Source organism: Streptomyces sp. NPDC021212, assembly GCF_044332925.1.
GTDB lineage: Bacteria > Actinomycetota > Actinomycetes > Streptomycetales > Streptomycetaceae > Streptomyces.
The window spans coordinates 14,405-26,178 of the sequence record NZ_JBIRPZ010000012.1 but is presented as its reverse complement, the minus strand read 5'-3'; the positions used below and the strand labels follow the sequence as shown (position 1 = coordinate 26,178).

Sequence of the window (11,774 nt, the reverse complement as noted above, 5' to 3'; positions counted from 1 at the left end):
CCATCCGGGGTGACAGCGGGGGTACCGCCGAGTCCGCGGTGTATCCGTGGAGCCGGGGTCGCACCTCAACCCCTGGTAGGCGGCCGGAGGAAGAAGGAGCTCGCCTTCGTGGCGTCCCACCGTCGACCCAAGCAGCCGAGCCGCACTCGGGTATCCGTTCTGACGGCGACCGCCGCTGCCGCCGTCGCCCTCACGTCCCAGGCCGCTCAGGCCGCTCCGAAGCAGGACAAGAAGGACGTCAAGGAGCAGGTCGACAAGCTCTACGAAGAGGCGGAGGCGGCGACCGAGAAGTACAACGGCGCCAAGGAGAAGCAGGAGAAGCTGGAGCAGCAGGTCGGCGACCTCCAGGACAACGTGGCGCGCGGTCAGGAGGACCTGAACAAGCTGCGCGACGGCCTGGGTGCGATGGCCACCGCCCAGTACCGCACCGGCGGTATCGACCCCTCCGTACAGCTGATCCTCTCCTCCGACCCGGACACCTACCTCGACAAGGCGTCCACCCTCGACCAGGTGAGCGGCAAGCAGGCCGAGTCCCTGCGGAAGATCGCCGACAAGCAGCGCACGCTCAAGCAGCAGCGCGAGGAGGCGTCCACCAAGCTCCAGGACCTGGCGGACACCCGGAAGGCCCTGGGCGAGAAGAAGAAGCAGATCCAGGGCAAGCTCACCAAGGCCCGCAACCTGCTCAACACCCTCACCGAGCAGGAACGCGCCAAGATGGCGCAGGAGGAGAAGGAGCGCGCCAACCGCTCCAGCAGCCGGGCCGACCTGGGCAACGAGGTGCCCGACTCGCAGCGTGCCGCCGCCGCGCTGGCTGCCGCCAAGACCAAGATCGGTTCGCCCTACGTCTGGGGCGCCACCGGCCCGTCCTCCTTCGACTGCTCCGGCCTCACCGGCTGGGCGTACCAGCAGGCCGGGGTCCAGCTGCCGCGCATCTCGCAGGACCAGGCCAACGCCGGTAGCCGCATCGGCCGCGGCGAGCTGAAGCCCGGCGACCTGGTGCTGTTCTACGGCGACCTGCACCACATAGGCCTGTACGCGGGCAACGGGCAGGTGCTGCACGCACCCAAGCCCGGCGCCGGCGTGCGCTTCGAGTCGATGGACAACATGCCGTTCCAGTTCGGTGTGAGGGTCTGACGGCGTAAGGCGTTCAAACCTCGCGGAACCCCTCCGTTCGGGCGAATCGCCACAACTCCACACGACTCCCGCCCCGTCGGTGACCTGCGGTCTCCGGCGGGGCGTCAGTTTGTGTGCCCGCGATCGGCTTTGGCCCCGGGGTGCTCGCGCCGCTACTGTCTGCGCGCAGTTCCTCACCGACTCCGCGGAAGGGAGTGCGGCTCCCATGGCGTCCTTTCGCCGTGTCTCGAAGCACGGGCCCGTCCGGGCCACCGTCGTCTGGACCGCCGCCTCGGCGGCCGCCGCCACTGGCGCCGCGCTGGCCGCCCCGGCCGTGGCCGAACCCCAGGACACCCCGGCGGGCCACCCCGCGGCCCGGATCTCGGCCCCGCCCTCCGCCGACCGGGCCGCCGCCGACCGGATCGACCGGCTCTACGAGCAGGCGGAACAGGCCACCGAGCGCTACAACGCGGCCGGCACCCGGGCCCATCGGCTGCGCCGCCAGGTGGACCGCCTCCAGGACCGGGCGGCCCGCGGCCAGGAGCGGGTCAACCGGATGCGGGTCGCGCTCGGCGCGATCGCGGGCGGGCAGTACCGCACCGGCGGCTTCGACCCGGGCCTCGCCCTCCTCCTCTCCTCCGACCCGGCCCGCTACCTCGACCGGGCCGCCATGCTGGACCGCATCACCAGCCGCCAGGCCGGTCAGCTGCGGGTCCTGGCGCGCGCCCAGCGCACCCTGGCGCAGCAGCGTGCGGAGGCCGCCGCGCAGCTGGTGAAGCTGGAGCGCAACCGCCTGGCCGTCGCCCGCCACAAGCGCGAGGTCCAGCGCAGGCTGGCCACCGCGCGACGGCTGCTGGGCGCGCTGCGACCGGGGGAGTGGGAGGCGTACGCCCGCGCCTCGCGCGCCGGGGATGGGGGCGGGCACGGGGCGTACGCCGTGCCCGGCGTGCCCCTCGGTGGCGCGCACGCTACGACTGATCTGCCGCCGGCCTCGCCGCGCGCCGCCGCGGCGTTCGGCGCGGTGCGGGCCGCGCTCGGCCTGCCGTACGCCTGGGGGCAGGCCGGGCCCACCGCCTTCGACTGCTCCGGGCTGACCCAGTGGGCGTACCGCCGGGCCGGGGTGGCGATCCCCCGCACCTCGCAGGCCCAGGCGCACGCCGGGCAGCCGGTCCCGCTGTCCCAGGCCCGCCCCGGCGACTTGATCGTCTACCGCTCCGACGCCGGGCACGTCGCCATGTACGCCGGCGGCGGGCAGGTGATCCACGCGCCCTACCCCGGGGCGGCGGTCCGCTACGACCCCGTCGGCATGATGCCGATCTTTTCCATCACCCGCGTCTGAAGCGCGGCGGCGGCTCGTACGATCTATGGCGTGACGGGTCGGTGGAGTCGGTGGAGATCGGGGCGATGGCGGGCGGCACTCTGTCTGCCGGTGGTGTGGGCGCTGCCGCTGGCCGCGCTCTGCGCGTGCGGCACGACCGTTCCGCCCGACGACCCCGCCGGGCGCGACGGCCGCGCCGTGCAGCGCATGCTCGACCAGCGGGCCGCGGCGGTGCGCGGCCGGGACGCGGCAGCCTTCCTCGCCACCGTCGACCGTGGCTCGGCCGGCTACCGGGCCCAGCAGCGGCAGGTGTTCCGCCGGCTGTCCGCCGTACCGCTGCGCTCCTGGACGTACCGGCTGGTGCACACCGGCGGCTTCCGGCCCGCCCTGGGCACCGGCCGCCGCCTGGCCGCCCAGGTCGAACTCCGCTACCGGCTCGCCGGATACGACACCGCCCCCGTCGTCGCCCCCCAGTACCTGACGCTCGCGCACCGCGACGGGCATTGGTTCGTCGCCGACGACGACGGCCGGGTGGACGGCAAGCGCGGCGTCGACCAGCTGTGGGACCAGGGCCGGGTCGACGTCGTCCGCGGCAAGCACAGCCTCGTCCTCGGCGTCGGCCAGAACCGCAGGCTGCTGCGCGGGGTCGCCGCCACCGCCGACCGGGCCGTGCCCGCCCTCGACCGGGTCTGGCCCGGCTCCTGGGCCGGGCGCGTCGTCGTCGAGGTGCCCGCCTCGCTGAGCCGGATGGCCGCCCTGCTGGGTGCCTCCGCGGGCGGCTACCGGGGCATCGCGGCCGTCACCACCGGCGAGGTCGGCGGCGCGAGCGACTCCTCACCCGCCGATCGCGTGATCGTCAACCCCGACGCGTACCGGGCGCTCGGCGACTTCGGGCGCCAGGTTGTGATCACCCACGAGACGGCCCATGTCGCCACCCGGGCCGCCACCACCGCCGCCACCCCGTTGTGGCTCTCCGAGGGCTTCGCCGACTGGACCGGCTACCGCATCCCCGGCCGCACCCCCAGCCAGGTCGCCCCCGAACTGACCGAGTCCGTCGCCGCGGGCCGTCTCCCGAAGGCCCTCCCGCCCGACGACGCCTTCCGCTTCGGCAGCCGCCCCGACCGCCTCTCCGAAGCCTACGAACAGGGCTGGCTGGCCTGCCGCATGATCGCCGACCGCTGGGGCGAACGGAAGCTGGTAGCCCTCTACCGCGCCGTCGGCGCCGCCCCGCGGCGCGAGGGCGCGGTGGAGGACGGCCTGCGGGACGTACTGGACGTGAGCCTGCCGAAGTTCACGGCCGAGTGGCGCAAGTACGTGGCGGAGGTCCTGGGCTAGCCCCCACCCCGCCCCTCCCCGACACCGGGGCGCTGCCCCGGGTCCCCTGCGCTGGATGCGGCTCCGCCGGATGGCGCTTGGGGTTTCGTCGCTGGGTGCGGGCCGGTGGCCGGGTTGTGCCCACCCGTCCCTCCCCCGGCTACCGCTGGGAGGTGCCCCCTCGCGGAACGATTGCCCAGAACCCGGGGTCCAGGGGCGGAGCCCCGGCCGGGACATCCCAGCCTCTCCGGCGAATGAGGAGCGGGGGTTTGGGGGCGGAGCCCCCAACCGGGGGCCGGGGCGGAGCCCCGGAATCGGGTAGGGGCGGGGTGGGGGACACGGCACCGCGCCGCACCCACCCGGTACTGTCGGGCCCGATGGACAAGACCCTGCTCGTGACCAACGACTTCCCGCCCCGCCCCGGCGGGATCCAGGCGTTCCTGCACAACATCGCCCTCCGCCTCGACCCGGAGCGGGTCGTCGTCTACGCGTCCACCTGGAAGCGCGGCGAGGAGGGCGCCGAGGCCACCGCCCGGTTCGACGCCGAGCAGCCGTTCCCCGTCATCCGCGACCGTACGACGATGCTGCTGCCCACCCCCCGCGTCACGCGCCGCGCCACCGAGCTGCTGCGCGAGCACGGCTGCGGATCGGTGTGGTTCGGGGCCGCGGCCCCGCTCGGGCTGATGGCGCCCGCGCTGCGCAAGGCAGGGGCGCGACGCCTGGTGGCGACCACGCACGGGCACGAGGCGGCCTGGGCCCAGCTCCCCGCCTCCCGCGCCCTGCTGCGCCGGATCGGCGAGGGGACGGACACGATCACCTACCTCGGCGAGTACACCCGCTCCCGCATCGCCGCCGCCCTCACCCCCGAGGCGGCCGACCGCATGGTCCAACTGCCGCCGGGGGTGGACGAGAAGACGTTCCACCCCGGCTCGGGCGGGGACGAGATCCGGGCCCGGCTGGGGCTCGCGGAGCGGCCCGTCGTGGTGTGCGTATCGCGGCTGGTGCCGCGCAAGGGGCAGGACACGCTGATCGAGGCCATGCCGCGGATCCTGAAGCGGGTGCCGGACGCGGTGCTGCTGATCGTCGGGGGCGGCCCGTACGAAAAGGACCTGCGCCGTCTCGCGGAGAGGACGGGCGTGGCCGAATCCGTACGCTTCACCGGCCCGGTGCCCTGGGAGGAGCTGCCCGCCCACTTCGGCGCGGGCGACGTCTTCGCCATGCCGTGCCGTACGAGGCGGGGCGGGCTGGACGTCGAGGGCCTGGGCATCGTCTACCTGGAGGCGTCCGCGACCGGGCTCCCCGTCGTCGCCGGGGACTCCGGCGGCGCGCCGGACGCGGTGCTGGAGGGCGAGACCGGGTGGGTGGTGCCGGGCGGCTCCGCGGAGCAGAGCGCCGAGCGCATCGTCGCCCTGCTGCAGGACGAGCCGCTGCGCCGCCGGATGGGCGAGCGGGGCCGCGCCTGGGTCGAGGAGCGCTGGCGCTGGGACCTGCTGGCCGACCGGCTGCGGTCACTTCTCTAGGACCAGGGCAAAGAGCCCGGGGTCTGGCCTTACAAGCCCCGGGCCCGCACAACGGCTCAGCCGCCGTACAGCGCCTCGATCTCCGTCGCGAAGTCCTTCGCCACCACATTCCGCTTGAGCTTCAGCGACGGCGTCACATGCCCCGAGTCCTCGGTGAACTGCTGCGTCAGCACCCGGAACTTCCGCACCGACTCCGCCTTCGAGACCGCCGCGTTGCCGTCGTCCACCGCCGTCTGGATCTCGGCCAGCAGATCGGCGTCCTCGCACAGGTCGGCCACGGTCGCGCCCTCCGGCTTGCCGTGCTCGGCGGCCCAGCGGGGCAGGAACTCCTCGTCCAGGGTGATCAGCGCGCCCACGAACGGGCGGCCGTCGCCGACGACCATGCACTCGGCGATCAGGGCGTGCGCCCGGATGCGGTCCTCGATCACCGCGGGGGCGACGTTCTTGCCGCCCGCGGTGATGATGATCTCCTTCTTGCGGCCGGTGATGGTGAGGTAGCCGTCCTCGTCGAGGGTGCCGACGTCCCCGGTGTGGAACCAGCCGTCGGCCAGCGCCTCCGCCGTCGCCGCCTCGTTGTTCCAGTACTCCGTGAACAGATGATCCCCGTGGAGCATCACCTCGCCGTCGTCGGCGATACGGACCACCGTGCCCGGCATCGGCTGGCCGACCGAGCCGATCTTCTGCCGGTCCCACGGGTTGAAGGTGGTGGCCGCGCAGGACTCGGTCAGGCCGTAGCCCTCCAGCACCGTGAAGCCGATGCCCCGGTAGAAGTGGCCGAGCCGCTCGCCCAGCGGGGCGCCGCCGGAGATGGCGTGGGTGGCGCGGCCGCCGAGGGCGGCGCGCAGCTTGCCGAAGACCAGCCGGTCGAAGACCCGGTGCTTGAGCCGGAGACCGAAGGACGGGCCCGCCGGGGTGTCCAGCGCCTTGCTGTAGGCGATGGCGGTGTCGGCGGCCTTGTCGAAGATCTTCCCCTTGCCCTCGGCCTGGGCCTTGGCCCGCGCCGAGTTGTAGACCTTCTCGAAGACGCGCGGCACGCCCAGCACCAAGGTCGGCTGGAACGAAGCGAGTTCATCGGTGAGCGTCTTGATGTCCGAAACATGGCCGAGTTTGATCGGTGCCAGGACCGCGCAAATCTCCACCAACCGCCCGAAGACGTGCGCCTCCGGCAGGAAGAGCAGCACGGAGGACTCACCGGTGGAGAAGATGGGCTTGAGCCGGGCCACCGCGTTGCCGCACTCGGCGAAGAAGCTGCGGTGCGACAGGACGCAGCCCTTGGGGCGGCCGGTGGTGCCCGAGGTGTAGACGATGGTGGCGGGGGAGTCCGCGTTGGCGAGCGAGGAGCGCTCGTCCACCGTCTCGTCCTTGACGTCCGAACCCAGGCTCCGCAGCGCCCCGATCGCGTCGTCCTCGATCTGCCAGACGTGCTTCAGTGCGGGCAGGGTGTCCCGTACGGACTCCACGGCCGCCTCGTGCACCCCGGTCTCGACGAGAACCGCGACCGCGCCCGAGTCGCCGAGGATCCACCGCACCTGCTCCGGTGAACTCGTCTCGTACACCGGCACGGTGATGGCGCCCGCGCTCCAGATGGCGAAGTCCAGCAGCGTCCACTCGTAACGGGTGCGCGACATCAGACCGACCCGGTCGCCCGCCGACACCCCGGCCGCGATCAGGCCCTTGGCCGCGGCGCGCACCTCGGCCAGGAAGTCCGCCGCGGTGACGTCCTCCCAGCGACCGTCGACCTTGCGGCCGACCACTGCCACATCCGGATGCTGCGCCGCGTTGCGTTGGATGAGGTCCGTCAGATTGCCGTCGGCCGGAACCTCGTACAGGGCCGGAAGGCTGAACTCGCGCAAGACTGCTGCTCCTCGTGGGCGCCGGCGCCGCTGCAGGGCAAAAGGGGGTGCAGGACTGCCCGGACGTTACCCATCGGTATGGCTCCGGGATAGGGGTTTTCGTACAGATGTTTTATGCGTCACACACCGCCTCCGTCCTGCGCGCAGACTAGCCGACGGCCATCGCGGCCCAGAAGGAACCGCAGGTGGACGCGGGTCACTGCGAGCGGAACACCTTACGGACGGATGGTCACTGGTCTTAGGGTGACACGCATGCGAGTCCACGTGGTGAGTGACGTGCACGGGAACAGCCAGGATCTGGGGAAGGCGGCGGACGGGGCGGATGCCCTGATCTGCCTCGGCGACCTCGTCCTCTTCCTCGACTACGCCGACCACTCCCGCGGCATCTTCCCCGACCTCTTCGGCGTCGACAACGCCGACCGCCTGGTCGAACTCCGCACCGCCCGCCGCTTCGAGGAGGCCCGCGAGCTGGGCAACCGGCTGTGGGCGGGGCTCGATCGCGGCGCGGCCATCGAGTCCGCCGTACGCAGGCAGTACGCCGAGCTGTTCGCCGCCTTCCCCGCCCCGACGTACGCCACCTACGGCAACGTCGACATACCGGCACTCTGGCCGGAATACGTCGAACCCGGTACCACGATCCTCGACGGCGAGCGGGTCGAGATCGGCGGTCTCGTCTTCGGCTTCGTCGGCGGGGGCCTGCGCACGCCGATGCGCACCCCGTACGAGATCGACGACGAGACGTACGCCGAGAAGATCGCGGCGCTCGGCGGCCGGGGTGAGGTGGACGTGCTGTGCACCCACATCCCGCCCGAGGTGCCGGACCTCTGCTACGACACCGTCGCCCGCCGCTTCGAACGCGGCAGCAGGGCGCTGCTGGAGGCGATCCACACCATCCGTCCCCGCTATTCGCTTTTCGGCCACGTCCACCAGCCGCTCGCCCGCCGCATGCGGATCGGCGCCACCGAATGCGTCAACGTCGGACATTTCGCCTCCACCGGCACCCCCTGGACCATGGAGTGGTGACCCGCGCGCGATAGCCTTCACCGGCAGACATCCCATGCGGCGGACCGGTACGGAGGAGCCACGGCGATGGCGGAACACACCAGCTCGAGCATCGTGATCGAGGCGGCACCGGCCGACGTGATGGAGGTGATCGCCGACTTCGACCGCTACCCGGAGTGGTCCGGTGAGGTGAAGGAGGCCGACATCCTCACCAAGGACGAGAAGGGGCGCGGCGAGCAGGTGCGGATGGTGCTCGACGCCGGGGCCATCAAGGACGACTACACGCTCCAGTACACCTGGGACGGCGACCAGGTCAGCTGGTCCCTGCTCAAGTCCCAGATGCTGCGCACCCTCGACGGCTCCTACCGGCTGGCCGCGCGGGACGGCGGCGCGCGCACCGAGGTGACGTACCAGCTCACCGTCGACGTCAAGATCCCCATGCTCGGCATGATCAAGCGCAAGGCCGAGAAGGTCATCATCGACCGGGCGCTCGCGGGCCTGAAGAAGCGCGTCGAGGCCGCGTAACCCCTCTTCGGCGCCCGGCTCGGCGCGCGGCCGACGGCAGGCGGGGCGCGGGCCGGTGGCGGGGTACGCTCCGGCGGGGGCGGCCACTGGGAGCCGCACCGCACACCCACGAAACCCCCTGCCGGAGGCTTCTTTCATGCGTACGGTCCTCGTCACCGGTACGGGCGGCGCGGGCCGCACCACCGTGGCCGCCGCGACGGCCCTCGCCGCCGCCCGCGAGGGACAGCGCACCCTGCTGCTCACCGCGGACCGGGACGGCACGCCCGAGGCGCTGCTCGGCATCGCCCCGCTGCGCGGCGCGCCCGGGCGCAGCGCCGACCGGCTGCCGTGGTCCGTACCCGTCGCGCTCGCCCCCGGCCTGTGGGCCGCCCGGGTCGTCACCGAGGAGTGGTTCCGCGACGAGCTGACCGTCCTTCAGGACCGCGGCCGCGGCATGCTCGACATGCTCGGCTCGACCCCGCTGGACGGCGAGGAGCTGACCGCACTCCCCGGCGTGGAGTCGGTCGCGCTGCTGCGCGCGCTGCGCGCCGCGCACACCGCGCCGCCCGGCACCGGCTGGGACGTTCTCGTGGTCGACCTGCCGCCCGCGCCGGAGACCGTCGCCCTGCTCGCCCTGCCCGAACAGCTGCGCCGCTATCTGCGGCGGCTGCTGCCCGCCGAGCGGCAGGCGGCCCGCGCGCTGCGGCCGATGCTGGCGCAGCTGGCCGGGATGCCGATGCCGGCGCAGAAGCTGTACGAGCTGGCCGAGCGCTGGGAGCACGAGCTGGCCGGAGTCCAGGGCGTCCTGGAGTCGGAGGCCACGACCGTACGCGTGGTGGTGGACCCCGGACCGCTCGCCGACCGCGCGCTGCGCACCGCCCGCGCCGGGCTGGCGCTGCACGGCTGCCGGGTGGAGTCGGTCATCGCCAACCGGCTGCTGCCCACCGGCACCCCCGACCCCTGGCTCGGGGCGCTGTCCGGGCAGCAGCAGGCCGCGCTGAAGGAGCTGTACGAGCAGTGGGCGCCGGCCGTCCCGGTCCGCGAGCTGCCGCATCTGGGCCGCGATCCGCAGGGCCTCGGCGACGCCACCGATCCGGGCCCCACCGGCGGCGGCCCCGTCATCGTCGTCCCCGGCGAGGGTGGCTCCGCCGACGGCGACCCCATCGTCGTCCGCCCCGGCGGAGGCCGTCCGGGCGAGGCCGGCGGCCCCCGCCCGACCGCAGGGCTGGCCGCGCTGGCCGGTCCCGTCGGGGCGCCCGACCCGCGGCCGGACCGCCCGGCGGCCGACCCGTGGAGCGTCGAGGACCGGCTGGCCGACGAGGGCGTGCTGCTGTGGCGGCTGCCGCTGCCCGGCGCCGACCGGGACGGTCTCGGCCTGGTCCGGCGCGGCGACGAACTGATCGTCACGGTCGGCTCGTTCCACCGCGTCCTGCCGCTGCCGTCCGCGCTGCGCCGCTGCACGGTCTCCGGGGCCGGGCTGCGCGAAGGTCATCTGCAGGTCCGCTTCACCCCGGACCCCGACCTGTGGCCCAAGCGCCCCTGATCCGCTTTCCTGTGCGCCTGCCGCGGGCTCTGACCCTCGCCCGTCGTTCCGGTAACGTCGAGAGCAAGCCCGGTTGAACGAACGGACCGGGCAGCCAGCCTCCCCGCCGCAGGAGTTCGCCATGAGCGATGCCACCGAGCGCCCCGCAGACGCCCCGGGCACCGACGTACCGGTCACCGAGATCGACCCTGACGCCTGGGAGCGCGCCTGCGCCGAGGATCTGGCCGCGGAGAAGGCCCGGCGGCGGGCCCGGGAGGGCGGCGAGGGCCGCGAGGAGCCGGGGAGCGCCGCCGAGGAACTGCGCAAGCTGGCCGAGGCCGTCGCGGAGAAGCTGACCGGGGCGCAGTCCCCGCTCGCCGGTACGGCGGTGCAGGGGGCCGTACAACAGTTGATCGCAGGAGCGAAGTCGGCCGTCGAGCCGGTCATAGAGCGCAATCCCGACGTATTCGAGCATCTCGCCGGTGCCGGAAGCGAACTGCTCGCCGCCTACCGGGCCGCCGTGACGGGCCAGGAGCAGCGCTGGACCCAGAGCGGCGACAGCGGGCGGACGTCTGATGGAGACGAAGGTCAGGGTTCGAGTAGTGAACACATCGACCTCGATTGAGCGCTACCTCCGGTACCGTTAGCCGTGGCGGGGTTCGACCAAATAACTGAGGGACTCATGGGACTCACCATCGGCGTCGACATCGGCGGCACGAAGATCGCGGCCGGCGTGGTCGACGAAGAGGGCTCGATTCTCGAAACGAGCAAGGTTTCGACCCCGCCGACCGCCGAGGGCGTCGTCGACGCCATCGCGGATGCGGTGCGCAAGGTCAGCACCGGTCATGACGTCGAGGCCGTCGGCATCGGCGCGGCCGGTTACGTGGATGACAAGCGCGCCACCGTGCTCTTCGCGCCCAACATCAACTGGCGGCACGAGGCGCTGAAGGACAAGGTCGAGCAGCGCGTCGGCCTGCCCGTCGTCATCGAGAACGACGCGAACGCGGCGGCGTGGGGCGAGTACCGGTTCGGCGCCGGCGCCGGCCACGACGACGTCGTGTGCATCACGCTCGGCACCGGCCTCGGCGGCGGCATCATCATCGGCGGCAAGCTGCACCGCGGCCGGTTCGGCGTCGCGGCCGAGTTCGGCCACATAAGGGTCGTCCCCGACGGTCTGCTGTGCGGCTGCGGCAGCCAGGGCTGCTGGGAGCAGTACGCCTCAGGGCGGGCCCTGGTGCGTTACGCCAAGCAGCGCGCCGCCGCCACCCCGGAGAACGCCGAGATCCTGCTCGGCCTCGGCGACGGCACCCCCGAGACCATCGAGGGCAAGCACATCAGCGACGCCGCCCGCCAGGGCGACCCGGTCGCCATCGACTCCTTCCGCGAGCTGGCCCGCTGGGCGGGCGCCGGGCTCGCCGACCTCGCCTCGCTCTTCGACCCCTCGGCGTTCATCGTCGGCGGCGGGGTCTCCGACGAGGGCGATCTCGTCCTGGAGCCGATCCGCAAGTCGTTCCGCCGCTGGCTGGTCGGCAACCAGTGGCGGCCGCACGCCCAGGTGCTCGCCGCCCAGCTCGGCGGCAAGGCGGGGCTCGTCGGCGCCGCCGACCTCGCCCGCCAGGGCTGATACC

At 73.2% G+C, this 11,774-nt stretch carries 10 protein-coding genes; 9 read left to right on the top strand and 1 reads right to left on the bottom strand.

The features are described from left to right. The first annotated feature begins 108 nt into the window (after window positions 1-108). From ACH4SI_RS29800 to ACH4SI_RS29785, 4 genes are all read left to right on the top strand, one after another. Window positions 109-1,134, top strand: a complete 1,026-nt coding sequence (locus ACH4SI_RS29800; protein WP_398301010.1) for an NlpC/P60 family protein — start codon at window positions 109-111, stop codon at window positions 1,132-1,134. Window positions 1,135-1,339: 205 nt separating this feature from the next. Continuing rightward, the gene (locus tag ACH4SI_RS29795) at window positions 1,340-2,452 is read left to right on the top strand and encodes an NlpC/P60 family protein (protein ID WP_398301008.1); all 1,113 of its coding nucleotides are present in this window, start codon (window positions 1,340-1,342) and stop codon (window positions 2,450-2,452) included. Window positions 2,453-2,542: 90 nt separating this feature from the next. Continuing rightward, window positions 2,543-3,766, top strand: a complete 1,224-nt coding sequence (locus ACH4SI_RS29790; RefSeq protein ID WP_398301006.1) for a hypothetical protein — start codon at window positions 2,543-2,545, stop codon at window positions 3,764-3,766. A 356-nt stretch (window positions 3,767-4,122) separates the two neighbouring features. Next, window positions 4,123-5,265, top strand: coding sequence for a glycosyltransferase family 4 protein (locus ACH4SI_RS29785; RefSeq protein WP_398301004.1), 1,143 nt, complete (start codon window positions 4,123-4,125; stop codon window positions 5,263-5,265). Window positions 5,266-5,321: 56 nt separating this feature from the next. Here the strand turns inward: ACH4SI_RS29785 and ACH4SI_RS29780 are convergent, their stop codons facing one another. Next, complete coding sequence (locus ACH4SI_RS29780) at window positions 5,322-7,118, bottom strand: AMP-dependent synthetase/ligase (RefSeq protein ID WP_398301002.1); 1,797 nt, start codon at window positions 7,116-7,118, stop codon at window positions 5,322-5,324. A 252-nt stretch (window positions 7,119-7,370) separates the two neighbouring features. On the opposite strand from ACH4SI_RS29780, the gene ACH4SI_RS29775 reads away from it, so the two are divergent. The 5 genes from ACH4SI_RS29775 (at window position 7,371) to ACH4SI_RS29755 (ending at window position 11,770) form a co-directional block, all read left to right on the top strand. Beyond that, a complete protein-coding gene (locus tag ACH4SI_RS29775) occupies window positions 7,371-8,141 on the top strand; it encodes a metallophosphoesterase (RefSeq protein WP_398301000.1) in 771 nt (256 codons plus the stop codon). A gap of 66 nt (window positions 8,142-8,207) precedes the next feature. Then, window positions 8,208-8,645, top strand: coding sequence for an SRPBCC family protein (locus tag ACH4SI_RS29770; RefSeq protein ID WP_398300998.1), 438 nt, complete (start codon window positions 8,208-8,210; stop codon window positions 8,643-8,645). 136 nt (window positions 8,646-8,781) lie between these two features. Then, window positions 8,782-10,167, top strand: coding sequence for an ArsA family ATPase (locus ACH4SI_RS29765; protein WP_398300996.1), 1,386 nt, complete (start codon window positions 8,782-8,784; stop codon window positions 10,165-10,167). A 121-nt stretch (window positions 10,168-10,288) separates the two neighbouring features. Further along, window positions 10,289-10,771: a DUF5304 domain-containing protein gene (locus ACH4SI_RS29760; RefSeq protein WP_398300994.1), complete on the top strand. Its 483-nt coding sequence runs from the start codon at window positions 10,289-10,291 to the stop codon at window positions 10,769-10,771. A gap of 57 nt (window positions 10,772-10,828) precedes the next feature. Then, entirely contained in the window at window positions 10,829-11,770 is a 942-nt protein-coding gene (locus ACH4SI_RS29755) for an ROK family glucokinase (RefSeq protein ID WP_398300992.1), read from the top strand. The last annotated feature ends 4 nt before the right edge of the window (window positions 11,771-11,774 follow it).